Genomic DNA, 18,945 nt, shown 5'->3' with positions numbered 1-18,945 from the left:
CGCATAGAGAGAGATACGTCATGGCAAAGATGCAAGCAAAAGTCCAACAGGACGAACGCGACGACGGCCTCCGCGAGAAGATGATCTCGGTCAACCGCGTCACCAAGGTGGTGAAGGGTGGCCGGATTCTCGGTTTCGCTGCGCTGACCGTGGTTGGTGACGGCGATGGCCGCATCGGCATGGGCAAGGGCAAGGCTAAGGAAGTGCCGGTTGCTGTTCAGAAGGCAATGGACGAAGCCCGTCGCAAGATGGTCAAGGTCTCGCTGAAGAACGGCACGCTGCAACACGAAGTCGTTGGCAAGCACGGCGCCGCCAAGGTGCTGATGATGCCCGCCAAGGAAGGTACCGGCGTGATCGCCGGCGGCCCGATGCGCGCGATCTTCGAAGTGATGGGCGTCACCAACGTGGTGACCAAGTCGCACGGTTCCACCAACCCGTACAACATGGTTCGCGCCACGCTGGACGGCCTTCAGAAGATGAGCACGCCGGGCGAAATCGCCGCCAAGCGTGGCAAGTCGGTCGAAGACATCCTGGGTTAAGGTGAACGCAATGTCGCAGAAAACCGTAAAAGTGCAACTCGTGCGCAGCCTGATCGGCACGCGCGAGGATCATCGCGCCACTGTTCGTGGCCTGGGCCTGCGCCGCATCAACTCGGTGTCGGAGCTGCAGGACACGCCCGCTGTGCGCGGCATGATCAACAAGGTCTCGTACCTGGTCAAGGTTCTGGCCTGATACCGGGAACTCGGAGAGCAAGATGCAACTGAACAACCTGAAACCGGCCGCCGGTTCGAAGCACGCCAAGCGTCGCGTCGGCCGCGGTATCGGCTCCGGCCTGGGCAAGACTGCCGGTCGCGGCCACAAGGGTCAGAAGTCGCGTTCGGGCGGCTTCCACAAGGTGGGCTTCGAAGGCGGTCAAATGCCGCTGTATCGTCGTCTGCCCAAGCGCGGCTTCACCTCGCTGACCAAGGCGTTCAACGCCGAAGTCACGCTGCGTGACATCGAGCGCCTGGAAGCGGCCGAAGTCGATCTGCTGGTCCTGAAGCAAGCTGGCCTGGTGGGCGAGCTGGTCAAGAGCGCCAAGGTCATCAAGGCTGGCGAACTGACCCGCAAGGTGACGATCAAGGGTCTGGGCGCCACCGCTGGCGCCAAGGCCGCGATCGAAGCCGCCGGCGGCCAGATCGCAGCCTGACAGGCATTTATCGCAGCATAGGCAGTCATAGTCGGAGCATCGTTTGGCCACGGCGAAACCCAATGCAAGCGCGCAAGCCAGGAACACGGCGAAGTACGGCGACCTCAAGCGCCGGCTGATGTTCCTGGTGCTGGCCCTGATCGTGTACCGCATCGGCGCTCATATTCCGGTGCCCGGTATCGATCCGGAGCAGCTTGCGAAGCTTTTCCAGAGTCAGTCGGGTGGCATCCTCGGGATGTTCAACCTGTTCTCGGGCGGGGCGCTGTCGCGCTTTACCGTCTTCGCGCTCGGCATCATGCCGTACATCTCGGCGTCGATCATCATGCAGTTGCTGACGATCGTGCTGCCGCAGCTGGAAGCGCTGAAGAAGGAAGGGCAGGCAGGGCAACGCAAGATCACGCAGTACACGCGCTACGGCACCGTGGTCCTGGCCACGTTCCAGGCGCTGTCGATTGCGGTGGCGCTGGAATCGCAGCCTGGGCTGGTGCTGGATCCGGGCCTGATGTTCAGGGCCACGGCAGTGATCACGCTGGTGACCGGTACGATGTTCCTGATGTGGCTGGGTGAGCAGATCACCGAGCGTGGTCTGGGCAACGGCATCTCGATCATCATCTTTGGCGGTATCGCGGCGGGCCTGCCCAACGCGATCGGCGGACTGTTCGAACTGGTCCGTACGGGTTCCATGAGCATCATCGCGGCGATCTTCATCGTGGCGATCGTGATCGGTGTGACCTTCGCCGTGGTGTTTGTCGAGCGGGGCCAGCGCAAGATCCTGGTGAACTATGCCAAGCGTCAGGTCGGCAACAAGGTGTACGGCGGCCAGTCGTCGCACCTGCCGCTGAAGCTGAACATGGCAGGGGTGATTCCGCCGATCTTCGCATCGTCGATCATCCTGTTCCCGGCGACGATTGCAGGCTGGTTCACGTCCCAGTCGACGGGTGCGGTTGGCCGGTTCGTCAAGGACCTGGCTGCCACGCTGTCGCCGGGCCAGCCGGTCTACATCCTGCTGTACGCTGCTGCGATTGTATTTTTCTGCTTCTTCTATACGGCCCTGGTGTACAACAGCCGTGAAGTGGCAGACAACCTGAAGAAAAGCGGTGCCTTCATTCCGGGCATTCGTCCGGGCGAGCAGACGACGCGCTATATCGACAAGATTCTGGTGCGCCTGACGCTGGCTGGTGCGGTCTATATCACACTGGTCTGCCTGTTGCCGGAATTCCTGGTGCTGCGGTGGAACGTTCCGTTCTACTTTGGCGGAACCTCGCTGCTGATCATCGTGGTCGTCACGATGGACTTCATGGCTCAGGTTCAGTCTTACGTGATGTCGCAGCAATATGAGTCGCTGCTGAAGAAGGCGAATTTCAAGGGCAATCTGACCTTGCGCTGACTTCGGATCGGTACAGGCTAGGTATGGCAAAAGACGACGTCATCCAGATGCAGGGGGAGGTCCTGGAAAACCTGCCCAATGCGACGTTCCGGGTCAAGCTGGAGAATGGCCACGTAGTACTGGGCCATATCTCCGGCAAGATGCGAATGAACTACATCCGGATTCTTCCGGGTGACAAGGTGACGGTCGAGCTGACCCCATATGATCTGTCGCGCGCACGAATCGTCTTCCGGACGAAGTGAGCGAACAGGAATTGAAGGAAGAGGAAAATTATGAAAGTGCTGGCTTCTGTTAAGCGCATTTGCCGCAACTGCAAAATCATCAAGCGCAACGGTGTCGTGCGCGTGATCTGCTCGTCGGATCCCCGCCACAAGCAACGCCAAGGCTAATCGGAAAGAGGATTGACGAATGGCACGTATCGCAGGGGTTAACATCCCGAACCACAAGCACACCGAAATCGGCCTGACGGCCATTTATGGTGTCGGCCGCTCGCGCGCTCGCAAGATTTGCGAGGCCACCGGTGTACCGTTTGACAAGAAGGTCAAGGATCTGACCGACGCCGACCTGGAAAAGCTTCGTGACGAAGTGGGCAAGGTCACGGTCGAGGGTGACCTGCGTCGTGAAACCACGATGAACATCAAGCGTCTGATGGACCTTGGTTGCTATCGTGGCATGCGTCACCGCAAGGGCCTGCCCATGCGCGGCCAGCGTACCCGGACCAATGCCCGCACCCGCAAGGGTCCGCGCAAGGCCGGCGTGGCTCTGAAGAAGTAAAGCCGAAGGCAGAGGAAGAAACTAATGGCAAAAGGTCCGAATAACGCCGCTCGCGCGCGTAAAAAGGTCAAGAAGAACGTTGCCGACGGCATTGCGCACGTCCACGCCTCGTTCAACAACACCATCATCACGATCACCGATCGCCAGGGCAACGCCCTGTCGTGGGCGACCGCCGGTGGCCAGGGCTTCAAGGGTTCGCGCAAGTCGACCCCGTTCGCTGCCCAGGTTGCTGCCGAGAACGCCGGCCGCGTGGCGCAAGACCAGGGCATCAAGAACCTGGAAGTGCGCATCAAGGGCCCGGGCCCGGGTCGTGAATCGGCTGTCCGCGCGCTGAACGCGCTGGGCATCAAGATCGCGATCATCGAAGACGTCACGCCGATTCCGCATAACGGCTGCCGTCCGCCGAAGCGCCGCCGCATCTGAGCGTTGGTGTGTCCGGGCCCGGTGGGTTTACCTGCCGGTTCCGGATATGGTAGTATCGCTCGCTGACCTGCTGCATTTTAATGCGGCAGGTTTTCGTTTTGCGTCGAAGGAATGTCGCTTACGGCACATTCCCATGCCGGCGCACTGTACATGCTTGCAGCGTCGTTCCCGGCAACGGGGCGCGCTTAATAAGCCCACCGTCCGTCACGGTCTCCCGGGTGCAGAAATGCACTGCGGAAGCACTGCGTTGGCGGACTCGCGGCGCGTCTTGAAGGCGTCGCGATCGATCAAAGGAAGACAACGTGGCACGTTATACCGGCCCGAAGGCCAAACTTTCCCGCCGTGAAGGCACCGACCTGTTCCTGAAGAGCGCCCGCCGCTCGCTCGCCGACAAGTGCAAGCTGGACAGCAAGCCCGGCCAGCACGGCCGTACCTCGGGTGCCCGCACCTCCGACTACGGCAACCAGCTGCGTGAAAAGCAGAAGGTCAAGCGCATCTACGGTGTGCTCGAGCGCCAGTTCCGCCGCTACTTCGCCGAAGCCGACCGCCGCAAGGGCAACACCGGCGAAAACCTGCTGCAACTGCTGGAATCGCGCCTGGACAACGTCGTGTACCGCATGGGCTTCGGCTCGACCCGCGCTGAAGCGCGCCAGCTGGTGTCGCACAAGGCGATCCTGGTGAACGGTCAGACCCTGAACGTGCCGTCGGCCCAGATCAAGTCTGGCGACGTCGTCACCATCCGCGAACAGTCGAAGAAGCAAGTCCGTATCGCTGAATCGCTGTCGCTGGCCGAGCAGTCGGGCTTCCCGACCTGGGTGGCGGTGGATTCGAAGAAGTTCGAAGGCACCTTCAAGCAAGTACCGGATCGCGCCGATATCTCGGGCGACATCAACGAAAGCCTGATCGTCGAACTGTACTCGCGTTAATCACGCGAGCGGAACGGCCCAGAGCTTGCGTTCGCCGCAAAGCTTCCCTTTCAGCCCGACGCGCTGTGTGCGCGGTCGGGCTTCGCCCATCTCGCGATGGGATTTTCAGGTTCCAAACGTCAGCCTTATCGGTGTAACGAGCCGAGGGTATTGAAAAGGACAACCTAATGCAAACAGCACTCCTCAAGCCAAAAATCATCGCCGTCGAGCCTCTGGGCGACCATCACGCCAAAGTCGTGATGGAGCCGTTCGAGCGCGGCTACGGCCATACGCTCGGTAACGCCCTGCGTCGCGTGCTGCTGTCGTCGATGGTCGGCTATGCACCGACCGAAGTCACGATCGCTGGGGTGGTCCACGAGTATTCCACCATCGACGGCGTGCAGGAAGACGTCGTTAACCTGCTGCTCAACCTGAAGGGCGTGGTGTTCAAGCTGCACAACCGCGACGAAGTCACGGTGTCGCTGCGCAAGGATGGCGAAGGCGTGGTCACGGCTGCCGATATCGAGCTGCCGCACGACGTCGAGATCATCAACCCGAACCACGTGATCGCCCATCTGTCCGCCGGCGGCAAGCTGGACATGCAGATCAAGGTCGAGCAAGGCCGCGGCTATGTGCCGGGCAACGTGCGCAAGTTCGGCGACGAGTCGGGCAAGGTCATCGGCCGCATCGTGCTGGACGCTTCGTTCTCGCCGGTGCGCCGCGTGTCGTACGCCGTGGAATCCGCTCGCGTGGAACAGCGTACCGACCTGGACAAGCTGGTGATGAACATCGAAACCGACGGCGTGATCTCGCCCGAGGAAGCGATCCGCCAGTCGGCCCGCATCCTGGTCGACCAGCTGTCCGTGTTCGCCGCGCTGGAAGGCACCGAGTCGGCGGCAGAAGCCGCTTCGAGCCGCACGCCGCAGATCGATCCGATCCTGCTGCGCCCGGTCGACGACCTGGAGCTGACGGTGCGTTCGGCCAACTGCCTGAAGGCCGAAAACATCTACTACATCGGCGACCTGATCCAGCGTACCGAGAACGAACTGCTCAAGACCCCGAACCTGGGTCGCAAGTCGCTCAACGAGATCAAGGAAGTCCTCGCCTCGCGTGGCCTGACCCTCGGCATGAAGCTCGAGAACTGGCCGCCCGCAGGTCTGGAGAAGTAATTGTGGTGCGGGGCACTTGTCCCGCACCGCGGTAACCGCCCTGGCTTCGGCCGGGGCTCGTATGACTACCGGCCCGCGTCCAGCCGCATCGGACGATAGAAGAGCTGGTCAAACACTTAACTGAAAGGAATCATCATGCGTCACCGTCATGGTCTGCGGAAACTGAACCGCACCTCGTCGCACCGTCTCGCGATGCTGCGCAACATGTCCAACTCGCTGTTCCAGCACGAGCTGATCAAGACCACCGTGCCCAAGGCCAAGGAACTGCGCAAGGTTGTCGAGCCGCTGATCACGCTGGCCAAGAAGGACACCGTTGCCAACCGCCGCCTGGCTTTCGCCCGCCTGCGCGACCGCGACATGGTCACCAAGCTGTTCACCGAACTGGGCCCGCGCTACGCCACCCGTCCGGGCGGCTACACCCGCATCCTGAAGTTCGGTTTCCGTCAGGGCGACAATGCGCCGATGGCGCTGGTCGAACTGGTGGATCGTCCGGAAATCACCGAAGCCCCGGCCGAAGAAGCCGCGGAATAAGGTAGTTTCCCGCCCGCCGCTGCGGCGACGGGTCCGGGCACACCGCTTACAATCGAGCCAGGCTTCTGCCTGGCTCTTTTGTTTTTTGGGCCGCTGCCGTGCCTGCCGCAAGGAGATGTCGATGCAAAGCCATGCCAGCCAGCCGGATGCCGGCGCCCCGGGCGATCCGGCCGAGGTGATCGTCGTGATCACCAATACCCCCGATGCCGAGACCGCGGCGCACCTGTCGCAGGTAGTGCTGCAGGCGCGCGCCGCCGCCTGCGTGAACCGCCTGGCGCCGGTCGAGTCCGAGTACTGGTGGCAGGGCAAGCTGGAGCGCGCGCAGGAGTGGCCGTTGCTGATCAAGACCACGCGCGCACGCTACGCTGCGCTGGAGGCCGTGATCCGGCAACATCACCCCTACGACGTGCCGGAGCTCATTGCCTGGCCGGTGACGGCGGGTTACGCGCCGTACCTGGCCTGGGTCCGCAGCGAGACCGAGACCGCCGCAGCGCCGGCAAAGTAGGGGGCAACGGCGCCCGCAGCGCAGCAGCGGGTACGCAGGTAACCCCGGTTCAAGACAGACAGGAAACAGCGACATGAACATCGGTTTGGCACTTCCGGAGCGCGCGCGCGGGCAGGACTGGGCGCGGCATATTGCCGCAGCGCTGCTGGCGGCATTGGCCTGGGTGTGCCTGGCGGGCGGCGCGCATGCCGCCACCGAAGACGACTTCCTGCCGCCGGAGCAGGCCTTCCGCTTCGCCGCGAGCCAGCTTGACGACAAGACGGTCGAGGTGCGCTTCGAGGTTGCGCCCGGCTACTACATGTACCGCGAGCGCTTCGCCTTTGCCGCGCAGCCCGCCGACGTAAAGCTGGGAACGCCGGTGTATCCGCACGGCAAGGTCAAGTTCGACGAGACCTTCGGCAAGGAGATGGAGACCTACCGCGACAGCGTGGTCATCCGCGTGCCGGTGGACGCGGCGCCGGCGGACGGCAAGTGGTCGCTGACGGTCACTTCGCAGGGTTGCGCCGACAAGGGCCTGTGCTATCCGCCGATGGAGAGCGTGTACAAGGTCGGCAGCAGCGGGCTGGCCGACCTGTTCGGCAAGCGCGGGCGCTCGGACGCGCCCGCGGCGGCGCTGGCACCGGAGCCGGCCACGCCCGGCGCGGCGGCGGTGCTGCGTGCCGACGACAGCGACCGCATCGCCGGTGCGCTGGCGAGCCGCAACCTGGCCCTGATCGCGGCGCTGTTCTTCGGCCTGGGCCTGCTGCTGACGTTCACCCCCTGCGTGTTGCCGATGGTGCCGATCCTGTCATCCATCGTGGTGGGCGAGCACGTCACGCGCGGCCGTGCGCTGCTGGTGTCGCTGGCCTACGTGCTGGGCATGGCGGTGGTGTACACCGCGGTCGGCGTGGCTGCCGGGCTGCTGGGCGAGGGCCTGTCGGCCGCGCTGCAGACACCGTGGGTGCTGGGACTGTTCGCGGCGCTGATGGTGGCGCTGGCGCTCTCGATGTTCGGGCTGTACGAACTGCAACTGCCGCGGCGCTGGCAGACCCGCCTGACCGAATCGTCGAACCGCCGTCAGGGCGGCCAGGTGGCGGGTGCGGCGGCGATGGGCGCGATCTCGGCGCTGATCGTCGGGCCATGCGTCACCGCGCCGCTGGCCGGGGCGCTGGCCTATATCGCGCAATCCCGCGATGCCGTGATCGGCGGCGCGGCGCTGTTCGCCATGGCGCTCGGCATGGGCGTGCCGCTGGTGCTGGTGGGCGTCGGCGCGGGCAACCTACTGCCGCGGGCCGGGCGCTGGATGGAGGTCACCAAGCGCTTCTTCGGCTTCCTGCTGCTGGGCGTGGCGCTGTGGATGCTGGGGCCGGTGCTGCCGGCCTGGGCCTCGATGCTGGCGCTGGCGGTGCTGCTGCTGGTGGCGGCGGTGTTCCTGGGCGCCTTTGACGCCCTGGGCCCGGATCCGCGCAACCTGGCGCGGGTGGGCAAGGGCGTGGGCGTGCTGTTTGCGATCGCAGCGGCGATCGTGCTGATCGGCGTGGCCTCGGGCGGGCGCGATCCGCTGCAGCCGCTGTCGCACCTGAGCGTGGCACGCGGTGGCGCAGAAGCCTCTTCTGGCGCGCAGACGGTGCGCTTCGAGCGCGTGCGCAGCGTGGCCGAGCTCGATGCCCGCGTGGCGCAGGCCGCGGCCGCAGGCAAGCCGGTGCTGCTGGATTTCTACGCCGACTGGTGCGTCAGCTGCAAGGAAATGGAGCACATAACCTTCGTCGATCCGCGCGTGCGCGCGCGGCTGTCGGAGATCGTGCTGCTGCAGGCGGACGTGACCGCCAACAATGCCGACGACAAGGCGCTGCTCAAGCGCTTCGGCCTGTTCGGGCCGCCGGGCATCATCCTGTTCGGGGCCGACGGGCGCGAGCGCCCGGTGCGCGTGATCGGCTACCAGTCGGCCAACCGCTTCTTGGAAAGCCTGGAGCGGGCCTTTGGCACGCGTACCAGTACCTGAGGCGTACCTGGCGCTGCGCTGCTAGCGCTCCAGCCGCCGCCCCAGCGCCCACAGTGCGGCCAGCCCCAGCGCCACGGCGCCCATCAGGCCGATCGACCACCAGAACCCGTCCGGCTCGCGCAGCCAGGGCATGCGGTCGAAGTTCATGCCGAAGACGCCGGTGATCAGCGTCAGCGGCATGAACAGCGCCGTGATCAGCGTCAGCGTGCGCATGGTGCGGTTGGTCCGGTGCGCCACCGCCGAGAAGTGAATCTGCACCGCCGACTCGATCGAATCCTCCAGTCGCCTGGCGTGCGCCAGCACGCGCTGGATGTGCTCCATCACGTCGTTGATGCGCACCAGCAGCACCTCGTCGCGTCCCGGCGCATTGGCCGGGCCGCCGGGCTGGTCGCTGCTGTAGCGGTTATCGAGCAGGCTGTCACGGAATTCCTGCAGCGCGTCGCGTTGCTCTTCGCTCAGGTGTTCCAGCTTGCGCAGCTGGATGCGGGCATCCAGCAGTCCCTCCCAGCTTGAAAAGCTGCGGCGCGAGTTCAGCAGCGCGCGCTGCCAGCGGTCGAGCTGGCGCGTCAGCGGCGCGCGCAGTTCCAGGTAGCGGTCGACCATCGCATTGAGCAGGCGCAGCATCAGGTCCTCGGGCCGGCTGGGCGGGCGCACGCCGTGCAGCAGCGGCTGGCCGTTGCGCACGGGCGTGGCCTGCGGGCGCGGTGCCTGGCACAGCTCCAGCAGGCGCTGGCGCACCTGGTCGACCGTGCGCGACTGCCCCGAGCGCACCGTGACCAGCACCGTGTCGAACATGAAGAACGTGACCGGCTGTGTGTCGATCCTGGCCAGTGCCGGGAGGAAGCCGGGCGGATAGCGCTTCTGGCGGGCGGCGGTCTCGGCAGCAGGCGGCTTCGCCGTGCCGGTCGCGGGATCCTGCGGCTCGGCCTCGGCGATGGCGCGGCTGGTCTCGAAGGTCAGCTTGCGGAAGATCACCATGTCGTACGCATTGGTCGTATCGAAATACGACGGATGCGCGGCATTGGTGGCGTCGGTCAAGTGCAGGTCCAGGATCGGCGCGCCGGCAAGCTGGCGCACGCTCTCGCGCCAGGCATCCGGCGCGGCGGTGACTTCCTCGGTGGAAAAGTCCGCCCAGACGAAGAGCGCGGCGGCATTGCCGTTGAGGAAGTTGCCCGCCTCGGTGAGCGAGGCGAGCGGGTGTACCTGGCTGGCCGAGAAGCCTAGCAGTTCCATAGGCGCTCTGTCCGTTGGCCGCTCAGGCCGTCAGCAGCCGCGCGGCGTCGCGCGCGAAATAGGTCAGGATGCCGTCGGCGCCGGCGCGGCGGAAGGCCAGTAGCGATTCCATCATCACCTTGTCGTGGTCCAGCCAGCCGTTCTGCGCGGCGGCCTTGAGCATCGCGTATTCGCCGCTGACCTGGTAGACGTAGGTGGGGAAGCGGAACTCGTCCTTCACGCGGCGCACGATGTCCAGGTACGGCATGCCGGGCTTGACCATCACCATGTCGGCGCCTTCCAGGATGTCCTGCGCCACTTCGCGCAGGGCTTCGTCGGTATTGGCCGGATCCATCTGGTAGGTCATCTTGTTGCCCTTGCCCAGGTTGGCGGCCGAGCCCACCGCGTCGCGGAAGGGGCCGTAGAACGCCGACGCATACTTGGCCGAGTACGCCATGATGCGCGTATGGATATGGCCGTTGTCTTCCAGCGCCGTGCGCACCGCGCCGATGCGGCCATCCATCATGTCGGATGGGGCCACGATGTCGACACCGGCTTCGGCCTGTGCCAGTGCCTGGCGCACCAGGATCTCGACGGTCACATCGTTGATGACGTAGCCGTTGTCGTCCAGCACGCCGTCCTGGCCGTGGCTGGTGTACGGGTCGAGCGCCACGTCGCAGAGCACGCCGAGCTCGGGGAAGCGGTCCTTGAGCGCGCGCACGGCACGCGGCACCAGGCCCTCGGGGTTGGTGGCCTCGATGCCGTCCGGCGTCTTCAGCGACGGGTCGATCACCGGGAACAGCGCGATCACTGGGATGCCCAGCTTGACGCAGTCTTCGGCCACCGGCATCAGCAGGTCGACCGACACGCGCTCGACGCCCGGCATCGACGCCACCGCCTGGCGCTGGTTCTGGCCGTCGAGGATGAAGACGGGGTAGATCAGGTTGTCCGGGGACAGGCGATGCTCGCGCATCATGCGGCGGGAGAAATCATCGCGGCGCATGCGGCGCGGGCGGTATTCGGGGAAGGTGGACATGGCGGGCTTCTTGACTGTAGAGCTGGACAGGAAAGCGGGCCGGCAAGCACGGCGCGCGCGGCAAAGCGCGGTCCAAGGCGGCTGGCCGAAGAAAAACTAAACTTTTGAGCGTGCCCGCTATCATACTCGCGGACACTTTGCGTTGCGCCCTGCGTGGCGCGGTGTCCCCCGCTACTCCTCCCTGAGCGGGTACCCGCCCCTGCGGCGGGAAAGTTTGTCCCCGTTGCTTGCAGCGGGGCTTTTTTTTGTGTGCTGACCTGGTGATTACACCGCCGGGTCGGCCGCAGGCGGCTCGCTCGTCTCCGCTGCGGACTTGGCTTCGGCCTTCTGCGCTTCCGGCAGGTTCAGCCAGCCGGCGATCACGCCCTGCGCCTCTTCGATGCCGCGGCGCTTCAGGCTGGAGAAGAGCTGTGCCGTCATGGGCACCGGCGTTTCCATCTGCTCGGCGTAGCCCTGCAGCATCTTGCGGGTCTCGCGCAGCGCCTTGGCGTTGTCGCTGTTGGTGAGCTTGTCGGCCTTGGTCAGCAGCACGTGGATGGGGCGCCCCGTCGGCAGGAACCACTCCACCATCTGGCAATCGAGATCCGTGAACGGACGGCGCGCGTCCATCATCAGGATCAGGCCGGACAGTTGCTGGCGCGTCTGCACATAGTCGCTCAGCAGCCCCTGCCAGTGGTACTTGGCCGTGCCCGAGACCTCGGCATAGCCGTAGCCGGGCAGGTCGACCAGGAAGGCGAGCGGGTCGGGCGCCTTGACCGGCGCCACCGAGAAATAGTTGATGTGCTGCGTGCGCCCGGGCGTGCGCGACGAGAACGCCAGCCGCTTCTGGTTGCACAGGATGTTGATGGCCGTGGACTTGCCGGCGTTGGAGCGGCCGGCGAACGCCACCTCCGGCACGGCCGTGGCGGGCAGGTCGCGCAGGTGGTTCACGGTGATGAAGAAGCGGGCCTGGTGAAGAAGGGACATGCGCTAGAGCGGTGGGGCGGGCCGCGGAGGCTGTGCGCATTGCGCATGCCGGGGCCGGGGTCTCGCCAGGGTGGGATGGCTGGCGGCCCAGGCCGCCCGCCGGGGTTGATCTGGCGCAGCCCGAAAGGGGCATGACAAGGCGCAAGGCATCAATCCGGCACATAACTTATTGTACAATACGCCGGTTAACGGTCTCCTGAACGGGTGACGCGTGGCATCCATGGCCGCGTGCCTTGGCTGCCGTCGTCCGGGCGGGAAGCCTAGTGTGTCGTTCCATCGTGGGCAGGGCCCTTGCCCCGCATTGCGTGTTGCACCGGAGGGTGCGGCGGCGGCGGGAGCGGGCTGGCGGGGTCTGCCGCCACGGCCAGCGCTTTGCGGATCGGTCAGCCGCGCGCGGGTCGCCACGATACCAGCCTTTGCACCGGCGCGTCCTCACCGCCTGCAAAGCGCCGGGCCGGCACGCATCACGGTATCCAAAACAATTCAGAGAAGGTGTGCGAATGAACCGCATTGCGAAGATTCTGGGTGTCCTGGCTTTGGCCGTTCCTGCCGCCGCCCTTTCCGGAATGGCATCTGCCGCAGAGCAGGCCGCCGCAAAGGCTGACCCGGCCAAGGGTGAAACGCTGTACACGCAAGGTGCCCCCGACCGCAATGTGCCCGCCTGCCTGAGCTGCCACGGCGCCGCCGGCAATAGCGCCGCCGCCGCCAACCCGAAGCTGGCCGCCCAGCATCCCGAGTACGTCCACAAGCAGCTGGCCGACTTCAAGTCCAAGGCACGCAACAACGCGATCATGGTGCCGATGGCGTCGGTGCTGACCGACGAGGAAATGCGCAACGTCGGCGCCTACCTGGCCAAGCAGTCGCTCAAGCCGGCGACCGCCAAGAACAAGGACACCATCGAAGCCGGCCAGAAGATCTACCGCGGCGGCATCGCTGCCAAGGGCGTGCCCGCCTGCGCCGCCTGCCACGGTCCTACTGCCGCCGGCATTCCCGCCCAGTACCCGCGCATCGGCGGCCAGTGGGCGGACTATACCGAAGCACAACTGGTGGCATTCCGCCAGGGCACCCGCAAGAACAACCCGGTCATGACGACCATCGCCGCCAAGATGTCGGATGCCGAGATCAAGGCGGTGGCGGATTACGTCGCCGGCGTTCGATAACGATTCCGCGACTCCGCTGGCGCCCGCCAGGCGCCGGCGCGTTGGTCTGGCGGCCCCCGTTCCGGCGGGTGTGCCGCGGCATGCAACCGAACGCGCCTGTCACAATCGAAAAGGGTGGCCTGCTTGCCAAAGCATGTCCGCCCTTTTTTCATTTCCAAGCCGCACGTTGTTTTAGGTTTCCCTGCACATGTCGACCGCTTCCACTTCAGGGCTGCACCTGAAGACCTCTCACCGCGTGCTGCGCGACGCGGTCGAATTGTTGTCCTCGATGCGCTTCGCGATCGCGCTGCTGACGGTGATCTCCATCGCCAGCGTGATCGGCACCGTGCTCAAGCAGAACGAGCCGTATCCCAACTACGTCAACCAGTTCGGGCCGTTCTGGGCCGATGTGTTCCATACGCTGTCGCTGCAGAAGGTCTACGGGTCCTGGTGGTTCCTGCTGATCCTGGCCTTTTTGGTGGTGTCGACCAGCCTCTGCCTGATCCGCAACGCGCCCAAGATGGTGGCGGACATGCGCTCGTGGAAGGACCATGTGCGCGAGCGCAGCCTGCGCGCCTTCCATCACCGCGGTGAATTCGACGGCGCGCGCCCGCGCACCGAGGCGGTGAGCCGCCTGTCGGCGCTGCTGCGCAACCGCGGCTACCGCCTCAAGGCGGTCGAGCATGACGGCGCCACGCTGCTGGCGGCCAAGGCCGGCGCGGCCAACAAGGCCGGCTATATCCTGGCGCACACCGCTATCGTGGTGATCTGTATTGGCGGCCTGCTGGATGGCGACCTGCTGATCCGCGCGCAGATGTGGCTGGGCGGCAAGTCCCCGATCAGCGGCAACGCGGTCATCAGCGAGATCCCGCCGCAGCACCGGCTGTCGGCGAGCAACCCGGGCTTTCGCGGCAACGCTTACGTGCCCGAGGGCTCGACCGTGTCCACCGCCATCCTGAACATCGCCGACGGGGCGCTGGTGCAGGACCTGCCGTTCGCGATCACGCTGAAAAAGTTCAAAGTCGATTTCTACGAGACCGGCATGCCCAAGCTGTTTGCCTCGGATGTGGTCGTGACCGACCGCGCCACCGGCAAGCAGACCGAGGCCACCATCAAGGTGAACGAGCCGCTGATCGTCGACGGCATCGCCATCTACCAGTCCAGCTTCGAGGACGGCGGCTCGCGCCTGAAGTTCGTCGGCTACCCGATGCAGGGCAGCGGCCACGCCACCTTCACCATCGATGGCGCGGTGGGCGGCAACAAGCCGCTGGCGGGCACCGGCACCAGCGCCGACAGCGAAGGCCTGACGGTCGAGTTCAGCGACTTCCGGCTGATGAATATCGAGAACGTCACCGATGCCTCGGGCAAGCCCGACGCGCGCGGCGTGGCGCGCAAGTCCTTCAACGAGACGCTGGAGAAGCACCTGGGCGCCGCCGCCAGCACCGACCGCGCCAAGACGCTGCGTAACGTCGGCCCGTCGGTGCAGTACAAGCTGCGCGACCGCACCGGCCAGGCGCGCGAGTACAACAACTACATGGTGCCGGTGCAGATGGACGGCCAGTCGGTGTTCCTGGCCGGCATGCGCGAATCGCCCAGCGAACAATTCCGCTATCTGCGCATCCCCGCCGACGACCAGGGCAGCGTGGCCGACTGGATGCGCCTGCGCGCCGCGCTGCAGGACCGCGCGCTGCGCGGCGAGGCCGCGCGCCGCTTTGCGCTGGCGTCGATGCCAGGCGATGACAAGGCCGACCTGCGCCGCCAGCTGGCGGAAAGCTCGCTGCGTGCGCTCGACCTGTTCGCCGGCGCCACGCGGCCCTCGCCGGATTCGCCCCCGGGCGGCTTCACCGCGATCGCGGCCTTCCTGGAGAAATCCGTGCCCCCGGCCGAGCAGCAGAAGGCGGCCGACGTGCTCCTGAAGATCCTGAACGGCTCGATGTGGGAGCTGTGGCAGCTGGCGCGCGCCCAGGACAAGCTGCCGGTGGTGGCCAACAGCGCCCAGAGCGGCACCTTCCTGCAGCAGGCCATCAACGCGCTGTCGGACAGTTTCTTCTACGGCGCGCCGGTGTTCCTGCAGCTCGACGACTTCAAGGAGATCAAGGCCAGCGTGTTCCAGTTGACCCGTGCGCCGGGCAAGAACATCGTGTATCTTGGCTGTCTGCTGCTGGTGCTGGGCGTGTTCGCGATGTTCTATATCCGTGAGCGCCGGGTCTGGATCTGGGTGAAGGACAAGCCCGCCGAGGGCGACACCGAGCCTGGCAGCCATGTGCTGATGGCGATGTCGACTCAGCGCCGCACGATGGATTTCGAAAAGGAATTCACGGCGCTGCGCGACGATATCGGCCGCGCCGCAGGGGGCCGCAGCGATGCGCCCGGGCCCGCCGGCACTCCCCACTGAATTGAGCAGGTACGCTATGTCCTCAAATGTGAACCAGGCCGGTCCCGCCATGCGCGGCACCACGCGCGCCGACACCGGCGCGGCTGACGAGGCCTATCTCGAACCTTCCTTCCTGCGCCGCCTGACCTGGGTGGACTGGCTCTTTGCGCTGGCGCTGGCGGTTGGCGCCGGCGTGGCGCTGTCGCAATACGGGCAGTGGATGGACGGCTACGACAAGGCCGTGCTGATCGGCGCCGTGCCTACCTTCGCGCTGCTCGGCTGGCACTGGAAGGCGGTGCGCCCGCTGATGCTGGCGCTCACCGCGCTGTCGCTGTTCGCGATCCAGCTCTACCAGGGGCAACTGGCGCGCGCGGACCAGGCTTTCTTCCTGAAGTATTTCCTGTCGAGCCAGTCGGCCATCCTGTGGATGAGCGCACTGGTATTCCTGTCCACGCTGTTCTACTGGCTCGGGCTGGCGACGCGCTCGGACACGGGCTACAGCATCGGCAGCAAGCTGTGCTGGGGCGCGGTGGTGCTGGGCTTCACCGGCCTGCTGGTGCGCTGGTATGAGTCCTACCTGATCGGCACTGACATCGGCCATATCCCCATTTCCAACCTGTATGAAGTGTTCGTGCTGTTCACGCTGATCACTTCGCTGTTCTACCTGTACTACGAAGGCCGCTACGACACGCGCGCGCTGGGCCCGTTCGTGATGCTGGTGGTGTCGGCCGCGGTGGGCTTCCTGCTGTGGTACACGGTCAGCCGCAATGCGCAGGAGATCCAGCCGCTGGTGCCGGCGCTGCAAAGCTGGTGGATGAAGATCCACGTGCCGGCCAACTTTATCGGCTACGGCACCTTTGCGCTGGCGGCAATGGTCTCGGTAGCCTACCTGCTCAAGCAGCGTGGCATCCTGGCCGAGCGCCTGCCATCGCTGGAGCTGCTTGATGATGTGATGTACAAGGCAATCGCGGTCGGCTTTGCCTTCTTCACCATTGCCACCATCCTGGGCGCACTGTGGGCGGCCGAGGCCTGGGGCGGCTACTGGAGCTGGGACCCGAAGGAAACTTGGGCGCTGATCGTCTGGCTGAACTACGCGGCGTGGCTGCACATGCGGCTGATGAAGGGCCTGCGCGGCACGGTGGCGGCCTGGTGGGCGCTGGTCGGCCTGCTGGTGACGACCTTCGCGTTCCTGGGCGTCAACATGTTCCTGTCGGGACTGCACAGCTACGGCGAACTGTGACGCGGCCTCATGCTGCAATGCAAAAACCTGCCTCCGGGCAGGTTTTTTTTCGTCTTTTTTTAATTTTTTTGGACGCCAAAGGAATAAAGGCATCACATCCGGTGTTTACTTGAGGAGCGGTGCCGGTTGGCGGCACCGGTTTGCATGGAGAACAAGATCATGGCAAGTCCGCGTCGTAACGCTGCAGCATCCCTCGTTCGTCCCGCCGCGCTCGCGCTCGGCTGCGCGGCGGTCCTGCTCGCCGGCTGTGCCGGTATGGGCGGCACTGCCGGCAATATGCCGCCCACGGTGAAGGTGACCAGTGGCGTGCTGACCGATCCGCAGGGCCTGACGCTGTACACCTTCGACCGCGACACCGCCGGCAGCGGCAAGAGCGCCTGCAACGGCCCGTGCGCCACCAACTGGCCGCCGCTGATGGCAGCACCTGGCACCAATGCGTCAGGACAGTACACCATCATCACGCGCGAGGACGGCGGCAAGCAGTGGGCGTACCGCGGCATGCCGCTGTACCGCTTTGCCAAGGACGCCAAGCCGGGCGACCGCGCCGGCGACAACCTCAACAACGTCTGGCACGTGGCCAAGCCCTGACGCTTCAGCAGCCACCACCGCAGCCACGGCATGGAAGGGTTTGACGGCCAGCTCGTCGCGCTGGCGCCGCGGCTGCGGCGCCATGCGCGCGGCCTCACCGGCGACGCGGCGCTGGCCGACGACCTGGTGCAGGACACGCTCGAGCGCGCGCTGCGCTACCGCTGGCGCTTCCGCCTGCGCCCCGGCGCCTGGTGGGGCGACGGCGCCGATGGCCTGCTGCCGTGGCTGCTGACCCTGATGCACCGCCTGCGCCTGAATACCGTGCGCAGGAAGGAACTGGTGGTCACCACCGATACGCTGCCCGAGGTCAGCGCCCCCGCTGACGACCCCGGCCTGCGCCGCGACCTGGTGCAGGCGCTGGCGCAACTGCCGGAGGCGCAGCGCGCGGTGCTGCTGCTGGTCAGCCTGGAGCAACTGACGTATGCGGAGGCCGCGCGCGTGCTCGACGTGCCGCAGGGTACGGTCATGTCGCGCCTGGCGCGGGCGCGCGAGCAGATGCGCCGGCTGCTCGACGGCAAGGCGCCCGCTGCCGCGCCGGCGGCTTCCGGCAAGCCCCTGCAGCGGGTGAAATGATGTCCGCCATCCACGAAGCCGATCTCCACGCCTACGCCGATGGCCAGCTTTCCGGCGCGCGCCGTGCGGCCGTGGAGGCGTACCTGGCGCAGCACCCGGACGCGGCGGCGCAGGTTGCCGCCTGGCGCCGGCAGGCCGATGCCTTGCACGGGGGGCTGGATCCGATATTGAACGAACCGGTGCCGCTCGCGGCCTTGCCGCCCGGGCTGCATGGCGATGGCCGGCGCGACAACGCGCGACTACGGCGGCCGCGCTGGACCATGGCGCTGGCGGCCACCTGCGCGTCGGTGGCGCTGCTGTCTGTCGGCGGCGTTCTCGGCTGGCTGGCCCATGGCCGCCTTGGCGGCGTGTCCGTGGCGATGGCGCCCGGCGAGCGCTTTGCGCGCGAGGCGCTGGCCACGCACGCGGTCTACGCTCCGGAAATGCGCCACCCGGTGGAAGTCGCGGCGACGGAAGAGGCCCACCTGATCGCATGGCTGTCCAAGCGCCTGGGCAAGGCGCTGCAGGTGCCGGACCTGCGCGCGCAGGGCTTCCACCTGATCGGCGGCCGGCTGGGCGTGGCCGAGGGCGGCCCGTCGGCCATCCTGATGTATGAAGCGGACGACGGTACGCGCCTGTCGCTGCAGCTGCGGCGCATGGCACAGGGCACGCCCGATACGGGCTTCCGCGTCGAGCGCATGCCAGGCGCGGGCACCAGGCGGCCAGCCCCCGGCCGCGACCCAATGATGGCCTTCTACTGGATCGACCGCGACCTCGGCTTTGCGCTGGCGGGCCCGCTGGAACGGGCGCGGCTGCTGACGCTGGCGCAGGTGGTGTACCAGCAATACCAGGGCGGATAGCCGGGCGCGAGGTGCAGGCGGCACATTGCGTGCGTCTGACGCCTCATGACCCGCGGCATTCCGACGCAGGCACAAAAAACTGTCAGGACTGGCCCGCACTCTCCGACCAAGGCC

At 66.0% G+C, this 18,945-nt stretch carries 22 protein-coding genes; 19 read left to right on the top strand and 3 right to left on the bottom strand.

The window, feature by feature from the left end:
• Window positions 1-20 precede the first annotated feature (20 nt).
• The 13 genes from rpsE to dsbD all read left to right on the top strand — a co-directional run bounded on the left by rpsE (window position 21) and on the right by dsbD (window position 8,864).
• Entirely contained in the window at window positions 21-539 is a 519-nt protein-coding gene (gene rpsE / locus CNE_RS16660) for a 30S ribosomal protein S5 (protein WP_006160449.1), read from the top strand.
• A 10-nt stretch (window positions 540-549) separates the two neighbouring features.
• Window positions 550-732: a 50S ribosomal protein L30 gene (gene rpmD, locus CNE_RS16655; RefSeq protein WP_010812381.1), complete on the top strand. Its 183-nt coding sequence runs from the start codon at window positions 550-552 to the stop codon at window positions 730-732.
• A 22-nt stretch (window positions 733-754) separates the two neighbouring features.
• A complete protein-coding gene (rplO, locus tag CNE_RS16650; RefSeq protein WP_010812380.1) occupies window positions 755-1,189 on the top strand; it encodes a 50S ribosomal protein L15 in 435 nt (144 codons plus the stop codon).
• A gap of 43 nt (window positions 1,190-1,232) precedes the next feature.
• Window positions 1,233-2,576, top strand: a complete 1,344-nt coding sequence (gene secY / locus CNE_RS16645; RefSeq protein WP_013958241.1) for a preprotein translocase subunit SecY — start codon at window positions 1,233-1,235, stop codon at window positions 2,574-2,576.
• Window positions 2,577-2,599: 23 nt separating this feature from the next.
• Window positions 2,600-2,818, top strand: a complete 219-nt coding sequence (gene infA, locus CNE_RS16640; protein ID WP_010812378.1) for a translation initiation factor IF-1 — start codon at window positions 2,600-2,602, stop codon at window positions 2,816-2,818.
• Between the two features lie 30 nt (window positions 2,819-2,848).
• Window positions 2,849-2,965, top strand: coding sequence for a 50S ribosomal protein L36 (gene rpmJ, locus CNE_RS16635; RefSeq protein ID WP_008642959.1), 117 nt, complete (start codon window positions 2,849-2,851; stop codon window positions 2,963-2,965).
• A 19-nt stretch (window positions 2,966-2,984) separates the two neighbouring features.
• Window positions 2,985-3,350, top strand: a complete 366-nt coding sequence (gene rpsM / locus CNE_RS16630; protein ID WP_010812377.1) for a 30S ribosomal protein S13 — start codon at window positions 2,985-2,987, stop codon at window positions 3,348-3,350.
• Window positions 3,351-3,374: 24 nt separating this feature from the next.
• Window positions 3,375-3,773 (top strand): 30S ribosomal protein S11, encoded by a 399-nt coding sequence (rpsK, locus tag CNE_RS16625; RefSeq protein ID WP_010812376.1) that lies wholly within the window; start codon window positions 3,375-3,377, stop codon window positions 3,771-3,773.
• Between the two features lie 302 nt (window positions 3,774-4,075).
• On the top strand, window positions 4,076-4,699 hold the full coding sequence (gene rpsD, locus CNE_RS16620; protein WP_013958240.1) for a 30S ribosomal protein S4: 624 nt from the start codon (window positions 4,076-4,078) through the stop codon (window positions 4,697-4,699).
• Window positions 4,700-4,866: 167 nt separating this feature from the next.
• Window positions 4,867-5,847, top strand: a complete 981-nt coding sequence (locus CNE_RS16615) for a DNA-directed RNA polymerase subunit alpha (protein ID WP_010812374.1) — start codon at window positions 4,867-4,869, stop codon at window positions 5,845-5,847.
• A 135-nt stretch (window positions 5,848-5,982) separates the two neighbouring features.
• On the top strand, window positions 5,983-6,378 hold the full coding sequence (gene rplQ, locus CNE_RS16610) for a 50S ribosomal protein L17 (RefSeq protein ID WP_010812373.1): 396 nt from the start codon (window positions 5,983-5,985) through the stop codon (window positions 6,376-6,378).
• A 121-nt stretch (window positions 6,379-6,499) separates the two neighbouring features.
• Window positions 6,500-6,883: a divalent-cation tolerance protein CutA gene (cutA, locus tag CNE_RS16605; RefSeq protein ID WP_013958239.1), complete on the top strand. Its 384-nt coding sequence runs from the start codon at window positions 6,500-6,502 to the stop codon at window positions 6,881-6,883.
• Between the two features lie 73 nt (window positions 6,884-6,956).
• Window positions 6,957-8,864, top strand: coding sequence for a protein-disulfide reductase DsbD (gene dsbD / locus CNE_RS16600; protein ID WP_013958238.1), 1,908 nt, complete (start codon window positions 6,957-6,959; stop codon window positions 8,862-8,864).
• 21 nt (window positions 8,865-8,885) lie between these two features.
• On the opposite strand, the gene CNE_RS16595 is transcribed toward dsbD, so the two are convergent.
• The 3 genes from CNE_RS16595 to yihA all read right to left on the bottom strand — a co-directional run bounded on the left by CNE_RS16595 (window position 8,886) and on the right by yihA (window position 12,078).
• Window positions 8,886-10,097 (bottom strand): magnesium transporter CorA family protein, encoded by a 1,212-nt coding sequence (locus CNE_RS16595; RefSeq protein ID WP_013958237.1) that lies wholly within the window; start codon window positions 10,095-10,097, stop codon window positions 8,886-8,888.
• Window positions 10,098-10,119: 22 nt separating this feature from the next.
• Window positions 10,120-11,112 carry a porphobilinogen synthase gene (gene hemB / locus CNE_RS16590; protein WP_010812369.1) on the bottom strand — a complete coding sequence of 331 codons (993 nt, stop codon included), beginning with the start codon at window positions 11,110-11,112 and terminating at the stop codon, window positions 10,120-10,122.
• A gap of 264 nt (window positions 11,113-11,376) precedes the next feature.
• Window positions 11,377-12,078 carry a ribosome biogenesis GTP-binding protein YihA/YsxC gene (yihA, locus tag CNE_RS16585; protein ID WP_013958236.1) on the bottom strand — a complete coding sequence of 234 codons (702 nt, stop codon included), beginning with the start codon at window positions 12,076-12,078 and terminating at the stop codon, window positions 11,377-11,379.
• Between the two features lie 500 nt (window positions 12,079-12,578).
• On the opposite strand from yihA, the gene CNE_RS16580 reads away from it, so the two are divergent.
• The 6 genes from CNE_RS16580 to CNE_RS16555 all read left to right on the top strand — a co-directional run bounded on the left by CNE_RS16580 (window position 12,579) and on the right by CNE_RS16555 (window position 18,831).
• Entirely contained in the window at window positions 12,579-13,238 is a 660-nt protein-coding gene (locus tag CNE_RS16580) for a c-type cytochrome (RefSeq protein WP_010812367.1), read from the top strand.
• Window positions 13,239-13,425: 187 nt separating this feature from the next.
• Window positions 13,426-15,612, top strand: coding sequence for a cytochrome c biogenesis protein ResB (locus CNE_RS16575; RefSeq protein ID WP_013958235.1), 2,187 nt, complete (start codon window positions 13,426-13,428; stop codon window positions 15,610-15,612).
• A 49-nt stretch (window positions 15,613-15,661) separates the two neighbouring features.
• Complete coding sequence (ccsB, locus tag CNE_RS16570) at window positions 15,662-16,831, top strand: c-type cytochrome biogenesis protein CcsB (protein WP_049800627.1); 1,170 nt, start codon at window positions 15,662-15,664, stop codon at window positions 16,829-16,831.
• A gap of 159 nt (window positions 16,832-16,990) precedes the next feature.
• Complete coding sequence (locus CNE_RS16565) at window positions 16,991-17,419, top strand: COG4315 family predicted lipoprotein (protein ID WP_013958233.1); 429 nt, start codon at window positions 16,991-16,993, stop codon at window positions 17,417-17,419.
• Between the two features lie 30 nt (window positions 17,420-17,449).
• The gene (locus tag CNE_RS16560) at window positions 17,450-17,992 is read left to right on the top strand and encodes an RNA polymerase sigma factor (RefSeq protein WP_013958232.1); all 543 of its coding nucleotides are present in this window, start codon (window positions 17,450-17,452) and stop codon (window positions 17,990-17,992) included.
• On the top strand, window positions 17,989-18,831 hold the full coding sequence (locus CNE_RS16555; protein WP_041228210.1) for an anti-sigma factor family protein: 843 nt from the start codon (window positions 17,989-17,991) through the stop codon (window positions 18,829-18,831). Before CNE_RS16560 ends, CNE_RS16555 begins: the two co-directional genes overlap by 4 nt.
• Window positions 18,832-18,945 lie beyond the last annotated feature (114 nt).

This window comes from Cupriavidus necator N-1, from assembly GCF_000219215.1.
Classification (GTDB): Bacteria; Pseudomonadota; Gammaproteobacteria; order Burkholderiales; family Burkholderiaceae; genus Cupriavidus; species Cupriavidus necator.
Note: the sequence above shows the minus strand (reverse complement) of the source record. Positions and strands in the feature narration are given on the sequence as shown.

What these genes read in the sequence shown, in the direction of transcription:
- rpsE (WP_006160449.1), top strand. Translation starts at nt 21, where the DNA reads ATGGCAAAGATGCAAGCAAAAGTCCAACAGGACGAACGCGACGACGGC.
- rpmD (WP_010812381.1), top strand. Translation starts at nt 550, where the DNA reads ATGTCGCAGAAAACCGTAAAAGTGCAACTCGTGCGCAGCCTGATCGGC.
- rplO (WP_010812380.1), top strand. Translation starts at nt 755, where the DNA reads ATGCAACTGAACAACCTGAAACCGGCCGCCGGTTCGAAGCACGCCAAG.
- infA (WP_010812378.1), top strand. Translation starts at nt 2,600, where the DNA reads ATGGCAAAAGACGACGTCATCCAGATGCAGGGGGAGGTCCTGGAAAAC.
- rpmJ (WP_008642959.1), top strand. Translation starts at nt 2,849, where the DNA reads ATGAAAGTGCTGGCTTCTGTTAAGCGCATTTGCCGCAACTGCAAAATC.
- rpsM (WP_010812377.1), top strand. Translation starts at nt 2,985, where the DNA reads ATGGCACGTATCGCAGGGGTTAACATCCCGAACCACAAGCACACCGAA.
- rpsK (WP_010812376.1), top strand. Translation starts at nt 3,375, where the DNA reads ATGGCAAAAGGTCCGAATAACGCCGCTCGCGCGCGTAAAAAGGTCAAG.
- CNE_RS16615 (WP_010812374.1), top strand. Translation starts at nt 4,867, where the DNA reads ATGCAAACAGCACTCCTCAAGCCAAAAATCATCGCCGTCGAGCCTCTG.
- rplQ (WP_010812373.1), top strand. Translation starts at nt 5,983, where the DNA reads ATGCGTCACCGTCATGGTCTGCGGAAACTGAACCGCACCTCGTCGCAC.
- cutA (WP_013958239.1), top strand. Translation starts at nt 6,500, where the DNA reads ATGCAAAGCCATGCCAGCCAGCCGGATGCCGGCGCCCCGGGCGATCCG.
- dsbD (WP_013958238.1), top strand. Translation starts at nt 6,957, where the DNA reads ATGAACATCGGTTTGGCACTTCCGGAGCGCGCGCGCGGGCAGGACTGG.
- CNE_RS16595 (WP_013958237.1), bottom strand. Translation starts at nt 10,097, where the DNA reads ATGGAACTGCTAGGCTTCTCGGCCAGCCAGGTACACCCGCTCGCCTCG.
- hemB (WP_010812369.1), bottom strand. Translation starts at nt 11,112, where the DNA reads ATGTCCACCTTCCCCGAATACCGCCCGCGCCGCATGCGCCGCGATGAT.
- yihA (WP_013958236.1), bottom strand. Translation starts at nt 12,078, where the DNA reads ATGTCCCTTCTTCACCAGGCCCGCTTCTTCATCACCGTGAACCACCTG.
- CNE_RS16580 (WP_010812367.1), top strand. Translation starts at nt 12,579, where the DNA reads ATGAACCGCATTGCGAAGATTCTGGGTGTCCTGGCTTTGGCCGTTCCT.
- CNE_RS16575 (WP_013958235.1), top strand. Translation starts at nt 13,426, where the DNA reads ATGTCGACCGCTTCCACTTCAGGGCTGCACCTGAAGACCTCTCACCGC.
- ccsB (WP_049800627.1), top strand. Translation starts at nt 15,662, where the DNA reads ATGCGCGGCACCACGCGCGCCGACACCGGCGCGGCTGACGAGGCCTAT.
- CNE_RS16565 (WP_013958233.1), top strand. Translation starts at nt 16,991, where the DNA reads ATGGCAAGTCCGCGTCGTAACGCTGCAGCATCCCTCGTTCGTCCCGCC.
- CNE_RS16560 (WP_013958232.1), top strand. Translation starts at nt 17,450, where the DNA reads ATGGAAGGGTTTGACGGCCAGCTCGTCGCGCTGGCGCCGCGGCTGCGG.
- CNE_RS16555 (WP_041228210.1), top strand. Translation starts at nt 17,989, where the DNA reads ATGATGTCCGCCATCCACGAAGCCGATCTCCACGCCTACGCCGATGGC.